At 42.0% G+C, this 19846-nt stretch carries 13 protein-coding genes and 1 tRNA gene; 11 read left to right on the top strand and 3 right to left on the bottom strand.

The window, feature by feature from the left end:
• Window positions 1–19 precede the first annotated feature (19 nt).
• The 5 genes from ACTJIX_RS07790 (at window position 20) to ACTJIX_RS07810 (ending at window position 5983) form a co-directional block, all read left to right on the top strand.
• Window positions 20–96, top strand: a tRNA-Val gene (locus ACTJIX_RS07790).
• Window positions 97–773: 677 nt separating this feature from the next.
• The gene (locus ACTJIX_RS07795) at window positions 774–2501 is read left to right on the top strand and encodes an NAD-dependent malic enzyme (protein ID WP_034592862.1); all 1728 of its coding nucleotides are present in this window, start codon (window positions 774–776) and stop codon (window positions 2499–2501) included.
• Window positions 2502–2815: 314 nt separating this feature from the next.
• The gene (locus ACTJIX_RS07800) at window positions 2816–4039 is read left to right on the top strand and encodes an efflux RND transporter periplasmic adaptor subunit (RefSeq protein WP_008306585.1); all 1224 of its coding nucleotides are present in this window, start codon (window positions 2816–2818) and stop codon (window positions 4037–4039) included.
• Window positions 4036–5259, top strand: coding sequence for an ABC transporter permease (locus tag ACTJIX_RS07805; protein ID WP_005221575.1), 1224 nt, complete (start codon window positions 4036–4038; stop codon window positions 5257–5259). The genes ACTJIX_RS07800 and ACTJIX_RS07805 overlap by 4 nt, the downstream gene beginning before the upstream one ends.
• Complete coding sequence (locus ACTJIX_RS07810; RefSeq protein ID WP_004894119.1) at window positions 5252–5983, top strand: ABC transporter ATP-binding protein; 732 nt, start codon at window positions 5252–5254, stop codon at window positions 5981–5983. Before ACTJIX_RS07805 ends, ACTJIX_RS07810 begins: the two co-directional genes overlap by 8 nt.
• Before the next feature lie 193 nt (window positions 5984–6176).
• Here ACTJIX_RS07810 and ACTJIX_RS07815 read toward each other — a convergent pair whose 3' ends face one another.
• Window positions 6177–6368: a hypothetical protein gene (locus tag ACTJIX_RS07815; RefSeq protein ID WP_004894121.1), complete on the bottom strand. Its 192-nt coding sequence runs from the start codon at window positions 6366–6368 to the stop codon at window positions 6177–6179.
• A 424-nt stretch (window positions 6369–6792) separates the two neighbouring features.
• Here ACTJIX_RS07815 and ACTJIX_RS07820 point away from each other — a divergent pair, with 424 nt between their 5' ends.
• The 3 genes from ACTJIX_RS07820 (at window position 6793) to ACTJIX_RS07830 (ending at window position 12020) form a co-directional block, all read left to right on the top strand.
• A complete protein-coding gene (locus ACTJIX_RS07820) occupies window positions 6793–7446 on the top strand; it encodes a YitT family protein (RefSeq protein ID WP_004894123.1) in 654 nt (217 codons plus the stop codon).
• 988 nt (window positions 7447–8434) lie between these two features.
• On the top strand, window positions 8435–10672 hold the full coding sequence (locus ACTJIX_RS07825; RefSeq protein WP_004894125.1) for an NADP-dependent isocitrate dehydrogenase: 2238 nt from the start codon (window positions 8435–8437) through the stop codon (window positions 10670–10672).
• 307 nt (window positions 10673–10979) lie between these two features.
• A complete protein-coding gene (locus ACTJIX_RS07830; protein ID WP_004894128.1) occupies window positions 10980–12020 on the top strand; it encodes a metallophosphoesterase in 1041 nt (346 codons plus the stop codon).
• Window positions 12021–12099: 79 nt separating this feature from the next.
• Here ACTJIX_RS07830 and ACTJIX_RS07835 read toward each other — a convergent pair whose 3' ends face one another.
• Window positions 12100–12522, bottom strand: coding sequence for an OsmC family protein (locus ACTJIX_RS07835; protein WP_004812288.1), 423 nt, complete (start codon window positions 12520–12522; stop codon window positions 12100–12102).
• 147 nt (window positions 12523–12669) lie between these two features.
• Here ACTJIX_RS07835 and crp point away from each other — a divergent pair, with 147 nt between their 5' ends.
• The 3 genes from crp to clpB all read left to right on the top strand — a co-directional run bounded on the left by crp (window position 12670) and on the right by clpB (window position 17435).
• The gene (gene crp / locus ACTJIX_RS07840) at window positions 12670–13374 is read left to right on the top strand and encodes a cAMP-activated global transcriptional regulator CRP (protein WP_004812290.1); all 705 of its coding nucleotides are present in this window, start codon (window positions 12670–12672) and stop codon (window positions 13372–13374) included.
• Between the two features lie 181 nt (window positions 13375–13555).
• Window positions 13556–14605, top strand: coding sequence for an NADP(H)-dependent aldo-keto reductase (locus tag ACTJIX_RS07845; RefSeq protein ID WP_333839401.1), 1050 nt, complete (start codon window positions 13556–13558; stop codon window positions 14603–14605).
• 250 nt (window positions 14606–14855) lie between these two features.
• Complete coding sequence (gene clpB, locus ACTJIX_RS07850) at window positions 14856–17435, top strand: ATP-dependent chaperone ClpB (protein WP_440611330.1); 2580 nt, start codon at window positions 14856–14858, stop codon at window positions 17433–17435.
• Window positions 17436–17585: 150 nt separating this feature from the next.
• On the opposite strand, the gene rlmKL is transcribed toward clpB, so the two are convergent.
• Window positions 17586–19790 carry a bifunctional 23S rRNA (guanine(2069)-N(7))-methyltransferase RlmK/23S rRNA (guanine(2445)-N(2))-methyltransferase RlmL gene (rlmKL, locus tag ACTJIX_RS07855; protein ID WP_004894138.1) on the bottom strand — a complete coding sequence of 735 codons (2205 nt, stop codon included), beginning with the start codon at window positions 19788–19790 and terminating at the stop codon, window positions 17586–17588.
• Window positions 19791–19846: the final 56 nt, after the last annotated feature.

The following is a 19846-nucleotide window of genomic DNA, read 5'->3' on the forward strand; positions in this document are numbered from 1 at the left end:
ATAATATGCGTAACATTCTAGGTGTATAGCTCAGTTGGTTAGAGCGCTACGTTGACATCGTAGAGGTCTCCAGTTCGAGTCTGGATATACCTACCAAAATTTTAAAACTTCTAAATACTATAACATTTTTTATTTTAAGCCTTTTTATATAATCTAATTTAGTCATATATAAATTCTTCTTTTATTATTCTGATTTTGCTATTTCCTCTCTAAGCATTAGGTTTTTTATAGATTATTTTTTAGATAAAATCTTCAACAAATTATAAATTATTACTAATTCCTTGCTTATTAGAAACAATAACTTATTTCATCCTTAATTATAATTTCCTGTTTTTTTTGAGATTTTTTTAAAAAATAATAATTTTTCTCTATTTAATTAAGGCGAATTTATGCTTCTAAAGCAATAATTAAAAATATGAGGATATGTAAAATTTAATAAAATAATGTATTAAAAATAGAACTGGTTAATATATAGTCATTAGCGCAAAATTTCTATTTGATTTGAATCTGTTTTTAACTTATTAAATTATTTTATGTAATTGATTTTATTGGTTTATAAGCTTGAGTATTTTTTTGATATTACCTAATTTTAAAAAAGAAAAACATAGGATCTTTTAAAGTATGCATAAAAAATAATTTGTTTGCTGATATTTTTGTAAGACATTAATTTACTAAATACTCATTTTATTAGTATTAATTATTAAAATATCTAAAATATTAGAAATAGCGATAAGATAAAAATATAGAACTTATTCAGCTATTTTTAGAGAGTTATGCCAAATTCCAGAAGTGAGTCAAGTAAAGTGACTAAAAATCAGATAGAGAAACGTCCTCTTTATGTGCCATACGCAGGATATACGTTACTTGAGCTGCCTCTTCTAAACAAAGGTTCTGCTTTTACCGAAGAAGAAAGAAAGAGTTTTAATTTACATGGGCTTATCCCTCATGTCATTGAGTCTATTGAAGAACAAAGTCAACGTTCTTATCAGCAATACTGTTCTTTTAATGATGATATTAATAAGCACATTTATCTGCGTAACATTCAAGATACCAATGAAACGCTGTTTTATCATTTAATTGAAAATCATTTAAGTGAAATGATGCCCATCATTTATACCCCAACGGTAGGCGAGGCATGTCAGCGCTTTTCAGATATTTATCGCCGGCATCGTGGGATATTTATTTCCTATGCTGACCGTGAGGGCATTGATCAGATTTTACATAATGTCAATCGCAGAAATGTCAAAGTCGTGGTGATTACAGATGGTGAGCGGATTTTAGGTTTGGGTGATCAAGGGATCGGAGGAATGGGCATTCCGATTGGAAAATTAGCCTTATATACTGCATGTGGGGGAATCAGTCCGGCTTATACATTGCCAATTACGCTGGATGTGGGAACCAATAATCAACAGCTCTTAAATGATCCGATCTATATGGGCTGGCGTAAACCGCGTATTAGTGGCGATGAGTATTTCAATTTTGTTGATCAGGTCATTCATGCCGTTCAAAAAAGATGGCCAAATGTCCTGATTCAATTTGAAGATTTTGCTCAACATCATGCGATGCCATTATTAGAAAAATATCGTGATCAAGCATGCTGTTTTAATGATGATATTCAAGGGACGGCTGCAGTTGCAGTGGGTAGCCTGATTGCAGCATCACATGCTTCTAATAAACAACTGAAAGACCAAACCGTAGCTTTCCTCGGAGCAGGTTCTGCAGGATGTGGTATTGCGGAGCAGATTATTGCCCAGATGGTAGCAGAAGGATTAACGGATGCTCAGGCACGTAAACGTGTTTTCATGGTGGATCGTTTTGGTCTGATTACAGAAAATCAGCCAAATCTTTTAGATTTCCAGCGAAAATTAGCTCAGGATCCAAAAAATATCACCAAATGGGCAGATGCGGAAAGTACGATTTCATTACTTGATGTAGTGAAATTTGCGAAACCTACCGTTCTTATTGGTGTATCTGGACAGCCGGGCTTATTCAGTAAAGATGTCATTACAGCGATGGCTGAGCACTGTGAGCATCCGATTATTTTCCCATTGTCTAATCCAACTTCCAAAGTGGAAGCGGTTCCTTCAGATATTATCCAGTGGACAGATGGGAAAGCATTAATTGCTACAGGTAGTCCATTTACACCCGTCAACTATCAGGGGGAGATTTATAACATTTCGCAATGTAATAACTCCTATATTTTCCCTGGGATTGGATTAGGTGTAATTGCATCTGGAGCGAAGCGAGTGACCAATAATATGTTAATGGCCTCAAGTAATGCATTAGCTGAATGCTCACCGAAATTGAAAGATCCGAAAGCAGATTTGTTGCCTGAATTGGATCAGATTCAGCAGATTTCCAAGGTGATTGCATTAAGAGTTGCGCAAGCGGCAATACAAGATGGGGTGGCTCCTCAGGCAACTATAGAAACGTTGAAAGAAGCAATTGAAGCGAATTTCTGGAAGCCTGAATATCGTCGATATGAGCGGGTTACATTTTAATAGGTGATCAGTTTATAGGAACTAGGTGCAAGGGTTTATAAGTAATATGCTTATGAACCCTTTTTTGAGTAGCTAAGACGATGATCTTCATGAGTAATATTTTCTTGCTTTATAATGTCTGATACAAAAAATGAATCTGGGCAGATTCAAAAAGAATAATTTTACAGTTTAATTGAAACTATGAAAGAATGTTAAATAAACTGGTATATGAAATCATCATAAAAACTTGTTATAAATTAAAGATTACGAAACAACTAAATACTTCTACACCTTTTTAATTGAATATGCAGTTAAAAATCCTCGGAGATGTCCATGTGCGTGCTGCCCGCTATAAAATTCTGATTGTTATATTACTGGTCCTGATAGCGGGTTTTGTACTTTTGCGCTGGTGGAAAGGACCGGAATTGCCGAGCTATACCTTAAAGGCGATGCCATTAGTACAAAATGTAGTAGCAACAGGACGTGTGGCAACGGTATCTCGTGCTGACATTGGCAGTGAGCTTGCTGGTGTTGTGCTGGAACGACGCGTTCAGGAAGGTGATCAAGTTAAACCAGGCGATCTGTTGGTCGTATTGAAATCAGATGAATTGGCTGCCCAGGTGCGGCAGGCAGAAGTTGCACTGACCGAATTAGCCACAAGTCGACGTCCACAGGCCGCAGCAGAATTAGCCTCGGCCAAAGCTCAACTTGAGCAGGCCAGCCGTGAAGCCAACCGTCGACGTAATGCCGAGCCAGGCATTCTTTCGGCTGAAGAAATTGAACAGGCAGTCGAAGCGGAAAGGGTCGCACGCAATAACTTCGAAACCGCACGACTCAAGGCAGCTGCATTGGCACAGGGACAGGTTGAAGAAGCCTCATTGCGCGAGCAGCTTGCAGTTGCTAAGGCTCAACTGGACAAAACCAAAATTCGTGCGACGGTCGCAGGCACAGTACTGACTCGCGATGTAGAGCCGGGTGATCTGGTTCAGCCAGGACAGACCTTATTTACTATTGCCATTAATGGCAATACCGAAATTCGCGTTCCATTGGATGAACGTAATTTATCGCGACTGGCTTTAGAGCAAAAAGCAACGGTGATTGCTGATGCCTATCCCGAGTACACTTTCCCTGCATGGATTAGCTTTATTGCTCCAAGTATCGATCCGCAACGTGGCACAGTTGAGCTTAAACTTACTGTAGATCCGGTACCTGATTTTCTACGTCAGGATATGACGGTTTCAGTCAATGTAGAAACGGGTCGCCGCGAGCGAGCTTTAGCCATACCTAATGATGCGCTTACCGGTCTTAAAGGAGATAAAGCGACAGTACTACTGGTACGCAATGGTAAGGTTCAACGTCAACAAGTCACATTAGGCTTGCGTGGTCTGGATCGTGCTGAAGTAATTTCAGGTTTGAAGGAGGGTGATCAGGTACTGGCTAATCCGGACGCTTCTTTAGAAGATGGCGCACGAGTGCGGATAAAACCGCAAAATATCCTAACTGAAAATCCTGCCAATCAAAACAATACTAAAAACGAAATACCGGTGAAACTCGATTGAAAAACTTTTTCGGACGGCTATGGACCGAATGGAAAATTGCGGTCAGTTTCTTACGTGAAGGCCGATCACAATCCATCATGATCACTGTCGGAGTCGCAGTGGGCGTGGCTGTGATTGTATTTATTACAGCATTGATTCAAGGTTTGCAATCCAATCTGATTGACCGGACTTTAGGGACCCAAGCACATATCCGTTTATTGTCTCCAGATGAAGTCAATCAGGTCGCGCCAACCAAAGAAGGTATTATTCAGCTTGTATTGGAAGATAAGCGCGCACAACGTTTACGTTCCATCAATAACTGGCAGCAAATTGTAACGACACTGGATCAATTGCCCGTTCTGACTGCAGTATCACCTGTTGTTTCTGGACCGGCTCTGGTCCAGCGTGGGGATGCGATCGAATCTGTTGCACTGGTTGGGATTGATCTGGAACGTTATCAGCAGATTATTCCTTTAAAAGAATACTTACAGAGCGGTCAGTTAAGGATTGGTGCGGATGATGTCGTGATTGGCAGTGAATTGGCTAAAGATCTTGGTGTGCAGGTAGGGAGTAAATTACGGCTGGATACCGGGCAGCAAGAAAGTACCTTGGTAAATATTGCCGGGATTTTTGAGTTAGGGGTGCGTGAACTGGATGCACGCTATATCTATCTGGATTTGAAACAGGCACAGTCTTTGTTGCTGTTGCCGGGTGGGGTGACGGTAATTGATCTGCGGGTAACGGACCTTTTTCAGGCAGATCAGATTGCGGATCAGGTAGGACGCCTGACATCCTTGCAGGCTGAAAGCTGGATTGAAACCAATGCGCAGTTGATGAATGCGATTTCCTCACAAAGTCTCTCGACCAATATGATTATTATTTTCGTCGCCGTTTCAGTCGCTTTTGGTATTGCCAGTGTCATGTCAGTTAGCGTGGTGCAACGAACCCGGGAAATTGGAATCTTACGCGCGACTGGTGCAACCCAAACACAAATTTTAAGAGTATTCCTGTTTCAGGGGGCGATTTTTGGGCTTATCGGTTCGGCAATCGGCAGTTCTGCCAGTTATGGCCTGGTATGGATTTTTAATAATTTTGGCCCAGGCCTGTTTTATATTCCAGTACCTATTGAACTGGTACTTCTAGCACTGTTATTGGCAACTTTGACCGGTGTACTGGCAGCCGCTATACCAGCACGTCGTGCAGCAGCCTTGGACCCAGTGGAGGCGATTCGTCATGTCTGAGCAGTTTCAAGAAGTTTTGCGTTTAGAGGCGCTGCGAAAATCTTATAATATTGGTCAACCAAATGAAGTGGAAGTTTTGCACGGTATTGACCTATGTATTGAACGTCAGGATTTTGCTGCACTGATTGGTCCTTCAGGTTCAGGAAAAAGTACCTTATTGAATATTCTGGGATTACTGGATCAGCCGAGCAGTGGTGAATTATATCTGCTTGGTCAGCCGACCAGTAAAATGACAGATACAGAACGGACTGCACTACGAGGCAACAGTATTGGCTTTGTTTTCCAGTTTCACCATCTGATTCAGGCATTTACTGCACTTAATAATATTTTAATGCCATTAATGTTGACCCACGGCAGACCCGATCAACAGTCAATTGATCAGGCACGTGAATTACTGGCAGCAGTTGGACTGGAAAAGTTTGCTGATCGTAAACCGAATGAGCTGTCTGGTGGACAGCAACAGCGTGTTGCGATTGCTCGTGCATTAATTACCAATCCAGCTTTATTACTGGCAGATGAACCCACCGGAAATCTGGATACGCAAACTGCGGAAGAAATGTTTGCGCTATTTCGTAAGGTGCATCAGGAACGGGATTGTGCCGTACTTTTAGTCACTCATGATCCGCGTTTATCAGCTACCTGTGATCGTACCATCAATCTGGTCGATGGCCTGATTCAAAGTGATACCAGAATGCAAAGGGTTGAGAAAGAACCGAAGCAATGACTCATTCATTCATCATTATAAGAACATGACTATTCTGATTTTGGTGATGTCGCTCATGTTCTACAATAGGATGAGTTTTTCAAAAAGTATCCAAAGCAGAGGGACAGCTCTGTATTTTCAGGATTTTTCAGGGGGTAGGGTAGTTCAAGCCAAATATAATGCTAAAGGCCTGCAATACCATAAAGATGATTAGCTAGGGATTCTCATCTTCTTCATCCTCATGTCTTTGACGGATCTGGTCGCGTTTAACTTGGGGATCTTTATCTATACCTAATTGACCACGTTGAATTTCCAGATCCTGCTTTTCTTGCGGGTCTAATTCCTCCTCAGGAAATTCTTCGTTCAATGCTTCCTCAAGTTCTTTGTTTTCATCTGGATTTGCCATAAGAGTTTACCTACTTCTTCATGAATCACGTTATTGGATGTTCTTCCTATTATAAAAACCGAACCTCCCAAGTCTGTTGTATTTATAGCTCGGCTGATTTAAAAAATTGTTGCCAATGTAAGTGATTTTAATGACTCGCTAATAATCCTAATAAGTGCTTTATAAATGTTAATGCTTGTTTAGAAGCATTAGTTCACAATTTCTTTTTCTCCTAGACAGATCAATGTATTAATCTAAGTCTAGTGCCAAATATCTTATGACATAGAGAATGATAAATTTTATATAAAAATCAGTTTTTGGTGCCTGTTGCTGGCAAGCAAATTGCAATAACAACATACCGTCAGGTTCTGTGCCAGAAGTGCAGAGCCTAAATTAAACCCTCGGCTTCGCCACAAGCGAAAAAGAGTTTTAAAGGTTAGCGTATATGGCAATTCAATCTAATCCTCGGGTGATTTACCCGACGCGTCATCCTGCACCGCAGGAGACCAGAAAACATACTGCGTTTGAAGACCTACAGGCCTTATTCTCAGGTTCTCTGTTTGTCAGTATCTGTATGACCATGTTTGCTCAGGCGGGCTTATTGACCGGCAGTACCGCAGGGCTTGCCTTTGTGCTGCATTACGCCACAGGCTGGTCTTTCAGTCTAATCTATTTTGTGATCAATATCCCTTTTTACTGGTTCGCCTGGAAATATATTGGCAGGGAATTTACGCTCAAGACTTTTATTTCTGTCGCTTTACTCTCACTGATTACCTTTATTGCACCTCGGTATTTGCATATTGATTATCTGCATCCAGCTTTTGCCGCGATTGCAGGTGGCTTTCTGATGGGAACCGGTGTGCTGTTCTTGGCCCGACATAAATCCAGTCTCGGTGGTGCAACCATCATTTCCCTATATGCACAGGAAAAGTGGGGTATGAAAGCAGGCAATGTACAGATGGTAATTGACTGTATTGTGGTGCTACTTGCACTCTGGATTGTGCCATTTGATAAAGTGTTTTGGTCAATTCTGGCAGCAGTGATCATGGGAAGTTTTCTGGCGATTAATCATCGACCGGGACGCTATAAAGGGCATTGAATAAAAGACAGGATTGGAAAATAGCCTAAGCATTAATACTGATTCATAAATCTAAAAAAGAGCAATGAACAACAAGGCCTGTTGCTCTTTAATATTGAATCAAACCACGTCCATCAGAACATGATCGCTAGGATGTGTACTGATAGCTAACTATATTTAACTTTACTTGAATTGCTTTAATTTGCTATCTAAATGCCTTTCTTTTACTGACTTCTTTCCACCTTCAGTTTTGTAGCCGACGGCTTTTTTATAACAAATATCTACAATAATTTATTGTGTTAAAAGTAGAGCAACACCCCTTATGAACATCTCAAAATTACAATCTTGGAGTAGATTACTGATAAATAAAAAAGTATATTTTTTAGCTTAAATTTGCCGATTTATTTATCTAAAAAACTATGATCAGAATAAAATTAAAAACAGTAAAATCATCATTTTCGCTAACATATTCAGATTTTGTTTAAATTGACCAAGATGTTTCAAGTAGTCTGTCATTAAGTCCAACACTGAACAAATCTGTTCATCGTTTTTTTGTCTCTTTTAATAGTTAAAAACTTTGATTGCCCTGAAATAGGGCTAAAAATGATGATGATGAATAGTCCATTTGACTTTTTAAAGTATAGGTACTTATAAAAAAGCTATTTTCTATACGGTGAATAAACTAAGTAAACTTAAGGATTCATTAGAAATTAACAGCTCTAAAAAAACTATATATTAGAAAAACTGCTAAATATTCTTTAAAAATAGGCAGAATAAGAATAATAGATTTTTTGTATATGAAAGATGAGTAAATTGATTGGATTATAATCAATAGAAAATTGCAACAAATTGTATAATTTTTCAGCAAAATCACAACTTGAAATGATATTTCGTTGACTGTAAAGCAAGGAGATACGATACTCTCAAGGTTTAATGCAAACATATCGGTTCACAGGGTCTGAGTCAAAAGCTTGATCCTCAAAACTCTATCAAACGCAAGGGGCTATATATGGCTGGTGGAAAGTCAACAATCATTTACACACTGACCGACGAGGCGCCATTGTTGGCGACCTACTCGCTACTGCCGATCATTGAGACCTTTACTAAGCCTGCTGGCGTTGAGATTGTCAAAACTGACATCTCTGTTGCAGCACGCGTGCTCGCAGAATTCTCAGACTACCTGACTGAAGAACAGAAAGTAGCTGACAACCTTGCTGAGCTAGGCCGTCTTACACAAGATCCAAGCACAAATATTATTAAACTACCTAATATCAGTGCTTCTGTAGCTCAGTTAACAGCATGTATTAAAGAGCTTCAGTCTAAGGGCTATGCAATTCCTGATTATCCAGAAAACCCAACTACTGAAGAAGAAAAAGCACTTAAAGCACGTTTCGGTAAATGCCTCGGTTCTGCTGTAAACCCGGTATTACGTGAAGGTAACTCTGACCGTCGTGCCCCAACTGCCGTTAAAAACTACGCGAAAAAACACCCGCACTCTATGAGCGAGTGGAAACAGTGGTCACAAACTCACGTTTCACATATGGACGAAGGTGACTTCTACCACGGTGAAAAGTCGATGACTTTAGACCGCGCACGTAACGTGAAAATGGAATTAATCACTAAGTCTGGTGAAACCATTGTTCTTAAGCCAAAAGTTGCGCTTCAAGACGGCGAAATCATCGACTCAATGTTCATGAGCAAAAAAGCGCTTTGCGACTTCTATGAAAAAGAATTAGATGACTGTAAAGAAGCAGGCATCCTGTTTTCTCTACACGTTAAAGCGACCATGATGAAAGTGTCACACCCGATCGTATTCGGTCACTGTGTGCGCATTTACTACAAAGAAGCGTTTGAGAAACACGGTAAACTGTTTGATGAGCTAGGCATTAACGTAAACAACGGTATGGCTGGCCTTTACGAGAAGATTGAAACACTTCCGACTTCTTTACGTGAAGAAATCATCCGTGACTTACACGCTTGTCAAGAACACCGTCCAGCGCTTGCAATGGTTGATTCTGCGAAAGGTATCACTAACTTCCATTCTCCAAACGACGTAATTGTAGATGCTTCTATGCCTGCAATGATTCGTGGTGGTGGCAAAATGTGGGGTGCTGACGGCAAACCTTACGACTGTAAAGCAGTAATGCCTGAGTCTACTTTCGCACGTATTTACCAGGAAATGATCAATTTCTGTAAATGGAATGGTAACTTCGATCCACGTACAATGGGTACTGTACCTAACGTTGGTTTGATGGCACAAAAAGCTGAAGAATACGGTTCACACGACAAGACTTTCGAAATTCCTGAAGCAGGTATTGCGAACATCACCGACCTTGAAACAGGTGAAGTGTTGATGTCTCAAAACGTGGAAGAAGGCGATATCTGGCGTATGTGTCAGGTGAAAGACGCACCGATCCGCGACTGGGTAAAACTTGCTGTAACGCGTGCACGTAACTCTGGTATGCCTGCAATCTTCTGGCTTGACCCGTACCGTCCACACGAAAACGAACTGATCAAGAAAGTTCAAACTTACTTGAAAGATCATGACACTGACGGTCTAGACATCCAGATCATGTCTCAAGTACGTGCGATGCGTTATACACTTGAACGTGTTGCTCGTGGCCTGGATACTATTTCAGTGACTGGTAACATCCTGCGTGACTACCTGACTGACTTGTTCCCAATCATGGAACTGGGTACTTCTGCGAAAATGCTTTCTATCGTGCCATTAATGGCGGGTGGCGGCATGTACGAAACTGGTGCGGGCGGTTCTGCACCTAAGCATGTACAACAGCTGGTAGAAGAAAACCACTTACGTTGGGATTCTTTAGGCGAGTTCCTGGCACTTGCTGTTTCTCTAGAAGAAATGGGTATTAAAGAAAATAATCCACGTGCGAAACTACTTGCAAACACACTTGATGCTGCGACTGGTAAATTGCTTGACAATGACAAGTCTCCATCACGTCGTACTGGCGAGTTAGACAACCGTGGTAGCCACTTCTACCTGGCTAAATTCTGGGCTGAAGAGCTTGCTACACAAGATCAAGACGCAGAATTGAAAGCGAAATTCGCGCCTATCGCACAAGCCTTGGCTGAAAACGAAGCGAAAATCGTTGAAGAACTGAATACTGTTCAAGGTAAAACTGTAGACATCGGTGGTTACTACGCAGTTGATCCTGCGAAAGTAAATGCTGTAATGCGTCCAAGTGCGACATTGAACCAGATCATTGAATCACTACAGGCTTAATTAGAAGCTGGACTGACTATCAGCTTAGTGAACTGAAATAAAAACCGGTGCTTAGGCACCGGTTTTTATTTACCATGATGAAAACTAAAGGGATGCTTTATTGTCGAAGCATCAGCCTTTAGAGCTATAGGTGAAATGAATAAACAGCCATTTCATATAGATAAGAAGATGGTTCGTTTTGAACGCCCCAAAAATTTAGCTTGAACACCCGATTAAAGGTATAGACAATATAATGAATATATTGAAAGAATTAGATTAATACTCAGTCTGAGTAATTGCAGGACTCAAATGTCGAGGAGGTGTCTGAATGTCATATCAGTTCATCCAGCCTATTCAGGGAGATCGTTTCGACATTGTGGGTGATATTCATGGTGAGATCGACGCCTTAAACAGTCTCTTACATGTCATGGGCTATAATCTTAAAGGTGAGCATCCAGAACAGCGTAAGCTGATCTTTGTGGGTGATCTTTGTGACCGTGGGCAAAACAGTGTCGCAGTAATTCAGCAAGTGAAGATTTTAATGGAGCGGGGCCATGCCTACTGTGTGCTGGGCAACCATGAGCTGAACCTGCTAAATCAATCCTATCGTGAAGGCAATGGCTGGTATTTTGGCTCACCGCATATGGATGACCATAAATCTTTTTACTCTGTACCTGCTACACCACAAGACCAGCTGTGGATTCTACAATTTCTGCAAACTTTGCCCATTGCACTGGAATCAGATCAAATCCGGGTTGTGCATGCCTGCTGGGATACACACTCCATTCAACAACTAAAAGCACTGGACAAGCTGCATTTACTTGAAGCCTATGAACATTTTGTCCAGCAGACCCAGCAACATATTACTGATGCAGGTATTACAGAACAGGCATTCCAGGAAGCAGATCAGTTTCGTGAAGCGCTCACTGATCCGAATAGCGATATTCCTTGGCTGAAACATTTGGCACAAAAGGAATGGATTGAGCAGATGTATAATCCCATCAAAGTGTTGACCTCTGGTACCGAATATATGACAGATAAGCCCATTTATGCCGGCGGCAAGTGGCGTATGAAAGACCGTCTGCCTTGGTGGGAAGATTATCAGGAGGATATCCCCGTCATTATTGGTCATTACTGGCGTAAATTTGACTCGGCTGAAGTGAAAGCTGGCCTGTTTCAGCAGATTAATCCGCTACAGTGGTTTGGGTATAAGCAAAATGTGTTCTGTGTGGATTATTCAGTCGGGAAACGCTATCTAGATCGGCAGCAGCAACGAGAATTTTCAAGCAAATTAGCAGCTCTTAGATGGCCTGAAAAGCAGGTGATTTTTGAGGATGGTTCAACTTATTCGACCTCTCAATCTGTCTAAATGGTGTTGGTCTGATATCAAATAACAGATTAAAGAAAAAGCGGTCTGAGGGACCGCTTTTATAACTAGATCAGCCGGATTATTCAGCTTCAATAATTTCAAAATCGTGCGTAATTTCCACACCGCCATCAGACAGCATTTTACTGGCTGAGCAGTATTTTTCGGCAGAAAGCTCGACAGCCTTAGCCACTTGTTTCTCTTTAATGCCTTTACCTGTCACCACAAAATGCAGGTGAATCTTCGTAAATACCGCAGGAATAGTATCGGCACGTTCCGCATTGAGTTCACAACGAACATCGGTAATATCCTGACGTGCCTTCTTTAAAATGGTGACAATATCAAACGAAGCACAACCACCCAAACCGGTTAATAGAAGTTCCATTGGACGAGGGCCACGGTTCTCACCACCATATTCTGGCGAGCCGTCCATGACGATACTGTGACCACTTTGCGTTTTTGCTTCAAAAGCAACATTCTCTAACCAATGAACGCTTGTTTGCATTGCAACTACCTAAAAAAAGCTATAAATTTACGAAGTAACTGTACACTAACATAAATTGGGTTGATAAGGAATTTCATTCCCACTGTGTGACAAGTTCACATTAGGTCTTGTGCGATCTAAAAATTATCCTTATTTGGAACTGCTAGCATGACTTCAAACTTTTCACAATTAAGCACAGATGCACTTTCTCCGGGACAATTGCCAGAATCCGTGAAGGCATTATTAAAACGTGCATATATCAACCGTTACCCAAAACGTACAACGATCGTTGATGCAGGAACAGAATCTAAATCTTTATATTTGATTCTGAAGGGGTCTGTATCGATCATTCTTCGTGAAGATGATGAGCGTGAAATTGTCGTGGCATATTTGAACGCGGGTGACTTTTTTGGGGAAATGGGCTTATTCGAAGCAAATCCACAACGTACTGCAGAAGTGCGTACGCGTGACGTTTGTGAAATTGCAGAGATTAGCTACGAAAACTTTCATGAACTAAGCAAACAATATCCTGACTTGAGTTATGCCGTCTTTGCCCAACTGGTTCGCCGTCTGAAGAATACGACACGTAAAGTAACTGACCTGGCATTTATTGATGTTTCTGGTCGTATCGCACGTTGTCTGATCGATCTTTCAGCTCAGCCTGAAGCGATGATCTTACCAAATGGCCGTCAGATCCGTATTACCCGTCAGGAAATTGGCCGTATTGTAGGTTGTTCTCGTGAAATGGTCGGTCGCGTACTGAAAACCCTTGAAGAGCAAGGCATGATCGAAACAGATGGTAAAGCAATTCTGATCTTTGATGCCTCACTTGAACAGAACGAAGTACCGACTGAAGATGATTCAGAAGAATAAGCTGCAATTTTGAGAAAAGGGCAAACCTTCGGGTTTGCTTTTTTTATAGCTGCGGAAAATCCAACATCACAAATAAGAACAAACTTCTTAGAAAAGATGATTTCAGCCCGTCGCTTTCCTTCTATACTCTAGGTGTACTTTATTATGATAAGTCAAACCTAGAATAGACAGGGAATTATTCATGCAATTCAAACCACTTGCAGATACCGGTATTTTACTTCCAGAAATCTGTTTAGGCACCATGACCTTTGGTGAACAAAATACCCAGGAAGAAGCTTTTGAGCAGCTCGATTATGCACTGGATCAAGGACTGTATTTCTGGGATACCGCAGAAATGTACCCGGTACCACCAAAACCGGAAACCCAAGGTGCGACAGAACGCATTATCGGGAACTGGATTGCATCACGTGGCGGTCGTGACAAACTGTTTTTAGCATCCAAAATCGCTGGTCCATCACAAGGTGGTAGTCATATCCGTGATGGACAGACCCGTTTTGGGGCAGATGAAATTTCAGCGGCCATAGACCAGTCATTGTCACGTCTGCAAACCGATTATATCGACTTATACCAGTTGCACTGGCCGCAACGCCCAACGAATTTCTTTGGTAAACTCGGTTATGGCAATGCTGAAGCGGCTGAAGACCGCGCAGTGACGGATCTCGAAGAAACCCTGACTGCCTTGCAATATGAAATTAAAAATGGCCGTATCCGTTATATCGGTCTGTCGAATGAGACCCCATGGGGGACGATGAAGTTCCTGCATCTGGCCGAGAAACTGGGATTATCAAAATTTGTCAGCGTACAGAATCCATATAACCTGCTGAATCGTACTTATGAAATCGGTATGTCAGAAATTGCCAAATACGAAGGTGTTGGCTTGCTAGCATATTCACCACTGGCATTTGGATATCTGACGGGTAAATTCCGCAATGGCGCACGTCCAGCCAAGGCTCGTGTCACCTTATTCTCGCGTTTTAGCCGTTATAGCAATCCGGAAAGTGAATGGGCAGTGGAGCAATATGCACAACTGGCAGAGCAGCATGGTCTGACCCTGACTCAATTGGCATTGGCATTTATTAAACAGCAGTTCTTTGTAACCAGCACGATTATTGGTGCAACTAATCTGGATCAGCTAAAAGAAAATATTCAGGCTTTTGAAGTCAACCTGTCTGAGGAAGTACTGAAAGGCATTGAAGCGATTCATCGTCAGCAGCCGAATCCGGCACCATAATTTTTATAATTTTATTCCGGAAAAGCCTTTATTGATAAAGGCTTTTTTATTTCACATGATTAAGTTTTTGGCTGAATAAAAATTCTTCTTTGTTCACTTGAAATATGATTTGACTATACCAATATTATTATTAAAGACTGCCTGATATTTATTTTAAGTTTTTGAAAAATATATATAAATTTATTTGAAATTTGTGTGCGTGCTCCCATATATGAATTAAGTTAAAAATTTGTTGTGAGGAATAACAATAATGCGCTTTGAAAAATTTACAAATCGTCTGCAGCAAACCCTTTCAGATGCACAATCCTTGGCAATGGGTAAGGACCATGCTTCTATCGACGGTATTCACATTCTGGCAACTTTGTTAGATGAATCATCCAATATCAGTCTGCTGCAACAGGCAGGTGCGAACTTACGTGATTTGCAAGCTAAACTGCAAACTGCGCTGAGTAATGCACCGACTTTAAGCCAGTCCACCGGTGATATTAACCTTAGTCCTGAAGCAGCGAAAGTTCTGCATCTGGCAGACAGTTTTGCCCAAAAAGCAGGGGATGAATTCCTTTCTACTGACTGGGTATTGTTAGCATTAGCGGAAACAGACAAAACCAAATCACTTTTAAGTGAAGTAGGTGTTAAAGCCGAGACCTTAAAACAAGTCATTCATCAAATTCGAGGCAATGAAAAAGTCATGAGCAATAATCATGAAGATCAGCGTGACTCTTTAAATAAATACACCATTGACCTGACTGAACGCGCATTACAAGGCAAGCTGGATCCAGTGATTGGTCGTGATGATGAAATTCGCCGTACCATTCAGGTCTTGTCACGCCGTACCAAAAATAACCCGGTACTAATCGGTGAGCCTGGTGTCGGTAAAACTGCGATTGTAGAAGGTCTGGCACAGCGTATAGTGAATGGTGAAGTTCCAGAAGGTCTGAAAGGTAAACGCGTTCTGTCACTGGATTTAGGTTCATTGCTGGCTGGTGCCAAATACCGTGGCGAATTTGAAGAACGTCTAAAAGCTGTTCTGAAAGACCTGGCCAAACATGAAGGCGAAATTATTCTGTTCATCGACGAGCTGCATACCTTGGTGGGCGCAGGTAAGGGCGATGGTGCCATGGATGCCGGTAACATGCTGAAACCAGCATTGGCACGTGGTGAGCTGCGTTGTGTGGGTGCAACGACCCTGGACGAATACCGCCAGTACATCGAAAAAGATGCAGCTTTGGAACGTCGTTTCCAGAAAGTATTGGTGGATGAACCAAGTGTAGAAGATACCATTGCAATTTTGCGTGGTCTGAAAGATCGTTATGCGACTCACCATGGTGTACAGATTCTGGATTCTGCGATTATCGCTGCGGCGAAAATGTCACATCGCTACATCACTGACCGTCAGTTACCAGACAAAGCGATTGACCTGATTGATGAAGCAGCATCTCGTATCAAAATGGAGCTGGACTCTAAGCCAGAAGCTTTGGATAAACTGGAACGCCGTTTAATTCAGCTGAAAATGCAGCTGGAAGCGGTGAAAAAAGATGAGGATTCGGGTGCCAAGTCTGAAGTGAAATATCTGGAAGATCAGATTGCTACAGTTGAGAAAGAGTATAGCGAGCTAGAAGAAATCTGGCGTGCAGACAAAGCGCTGGTTGCGGGCAATAAAGACATTCAGGTGAAACTAGATCAAGCCCGTATTGCGCTAGAAAAAGCGCAGCGTGAGGGTGATCTGGCAGAAGCGGCACGTTATCAGTATGGCGTAATTCCTGAGTTACAGAAGCAACTGGAACGTATTGAAGCAGCTGAAGAAAGTGAAGCACCAAAACTATTGCGTGACAAAGTTACTGACAATGAGATTGCTGAAGTGGTCAGTGCTGCAACTGGTATTCCAGTGGCAAAAATGCTGCAAGGTGAGCGTGACAAACTGCTACATATGGAAGAATTCCTGCATAAACGTGTCGTCGGTCAGGAAGAAGCTGTCGTGGCAGTGTCGAATGCAGTACGCCGTTCACGTGCCGGATTGTCTGATCCAAACCGTCCAAGTGGATCATTCTTGTTCTTAGGTCCAACTGGGGTGGGTAAGACTGAGTTGACCAAAGCTCTGGCGAACTTCCTGTTTGACAGTGATGATGCAATGATCCGTATCGACATGTCGGAATTTATGGAAAAACATTCTGTCAGCCGTCTGGTTGGTGCGCCTCCGGGCTATGTCGGTTATGAAGAAGGGGGTGTGCTAACTGAAGCGGTACGTCGTAAACCCTATAGCGTGGTGCTGTTTGATGAGGTTGAGAAAGCGCATCCGGATGTATTTAATATCTTATTACAGGTATTGGATGATGGCCGCTTAACGGATTCACAAGGTCGTGTGGTGGACTTCAAAAATACCGTGATCGTGATGACTTCTAACCTGGGTTCAAGTGATGTGCGTGAACTGGGTGGTGGTGCGACCCGAGATGAGGTACGTAGTGTGGTGATGAATGCAGTGTCGGAACACTTCCGTCCTGAGTTCATTAATCGTATCGATGAGATTGTGGTGTTCCATTCACTGGAAAAAGCCCAGATTCGTGGTATTGCTGATATCCAGTTGAACCGTTTACGTCAACGTCTGGCAGAGCGCGACTTGCGCTTATCCGTGGAAGACAGTGCTTTTGACCAGTTGATCGATGTAGGCTTTGATCCTCTATATGGTGCGCGTCCATTGAAACGTGCGATTCAGCAACGTATAGAAAATGGCCTGGCGCAAAACATTCTTGAAGGAAAATTCAATCCGGGCGATACCATTGTGGTCAGCGCTGAAAATGGTGAACTGGTCTTTGAGAAAATGAAGCTCAACTAATCCAAATTGATCGGAAAAGAAAAACCCAGCCTAGGCTGGGTTTTTCTTTATGGCATTTACTTCTTTCATCGCACCACTTTTCATTTCTCCCTCTGCGAGAAAAAGAAAGAGGGTGTAAATCCTGATGAAAGAAATTAATTCACTATTAAATTACATTTTTGGATGAGTGATTTTCCATGCACGGTGAATCTTCTGATTACGCTTGAAATCAGGACCGATGGTTTCATGGGTGATTTCTTCCACATCAAAGAATGCCAAGATTTCTGCATCCATTTCAAAGCCACGATAATTATTTGAGAAGTAGAGTGTACCTTCAGTGGTTAAACGGTTCATGGCACGTTTAATCAAAGATAAGTGGTCACGTTGTACGTCAAAAGTACCGTAGAATTTCTTCGAGTTTGAGAATGTCGGTGGATCGATAAAGATCAGTTCATACTGCTCATGACCTTCTTTCAGCCATTCGAAACAGTCAGATGCAAAGAACTGATGTTGCTCATCAGCATGATCTACAGTCAGGCCGTTCAAGACGAAGTTTTCTTTTGACCAGTTCAAATAGGTATTGGACAAATCCACACTCGTCGTACTTGCTGCACCACCCAGTGCTGCATGTAAACTTGCCGTAGAGGTATAGCTATACAGATTCAGGAAATGCTTACCTTTGGCCTCTTTAGCAATACGTAAACGCATTTGACGGTGATCGAGGAACAGACCGGTATCCAGATAATCGGTCAGGTTGACCAGAATCTTGGCTTGACCTTCCTGCACGATAAAACGTTTAGACGCCGTGCTTTGTTTGGTGTACTGGTTTTTGCCTTCCTGACGAGCACGGGTCTTGATAAAGATCGCATCACGACCTAAACCTGTCACAGCACGAATCGCCTGCAAAGCCAGGTTAAAACGTTTTTTAGCTTTTTCAGGATCAATTTTTTTCGGTGGGGCATATTCCTGAACGTGCAGACGCTCACCATACAGGTCTACTGCGATATTAAAATCAGGTAAGTCTGCATCATACAAACGTAGACAGTGAATATTTTCTTTCACCGCCCATTTTTTCAGAGTTTGCATATTCTTGGTCAGACGGTTGGCAAATTCCATCGCACCTTCGATTGGCTCGAATTGCTGTGGTTGCCAACTTTCCAGGAATGGACGTACCACTGCAGCCGGTTTAACTGTACCGAAACGGATATAGATCGGTAATTTACCGTTCATCAGGCGTAGAATTTGCGGATCATTGAACGCCAAGACATCTGCCTGTTCAACTTGGGATGCAATCACTGCTGCTTTTTGATTCGGGAAATTCTTTTGCAGCAGATTAGACAAACCTAAGTACAACGCACGGTTAGAAGCCTTGTCACCTAAACGTTCACCATAAGGCGGGTTGGTCACGAAGAATACTTTCTTGCCTTCGGCCTGGAAATCAGGCCAGTCATTTAAGGTACGTTCTTCGATCATAATCTGGTCAAGCGCTGATTCAAAACCTGCCGCAATGATATTTTGCTTGGTGGCTTTTACCGCTTCCCAGTCAGCATCGAAGGCATAAAATTTTGGTAATGGATTTTCCAGCGCAGCTTTATGACGTTCAGCAGCTTCGGCTTTAATACCCATCCACAATTCATGATCATGACCATTCCAGCCGTTAAAGCCGAAACGACGGACCAGGCCTGGTGCACGATCAGTCAGAATCATTAAAGATTCAATAATAAAGGTACCTGAACCACACATAGGATCAACCACAATATCCGGGTTGATGTCTTTCAGGCCACCTTTTTGCAGGATCGCTGCTGCCAGGTTTTCCTTGATTGGTGCTTCAGTCATAAAGCGACGATAGCCACGTTTATGCAGAGAATCACCAGAAAGGTCCAGACAGTAGGTATGGGCTTTTTTACCAGCCAGAATATACATAGTGATTTCTGGCTGTTTGGTATCGATACTTGGACGTTTACCCACGGCTTCCATAAAGGAATCCACGACACCATCTTTAGCACGCAAAGTGGCAAATTGGGTATTGACCTTGATATCACGTTCGACATGCAGACGAATTGCGAAGGTACTTTGTGGTGCAAAAATGAGTGACCAGTCAAAGCTGATTGCACCTTCATAAAGCTCTTCAGCCACATCACGCGCATCATGGGAGAATTCAATTTCATGTGTGTGGATTGGCATCAGGACACGTGAAGCCAGACGCGACCACATACAGATGCGGTACGCATTTTCCAGTGTACCTTTAAAGGTCAGACGACCCGGGAAACGTTCAATATCCTGAACACCTAAACCTTTGATTTCTTCTTCTAATAAGGTTTCCAGACCATCGGCACAGGTGACCCAATAATTGCTTAAACGTGAAGAGGTATTCATAAAATAGAGAGACCGGAAAAGAATAAATAAAAACTGCGCTCAGTTTACCGTATTTT

The sequence above is a fragment of the Acinetobacter sp. 22323 genome (assembly GCF_052044895.1).
Classification (GTDB): Bacteria; Pseudomonadota; Gammaproteobacteria; order Pseudomonadales; family Moraxellaceae; genus Acinetobacter; species Acinetobacter schindleri.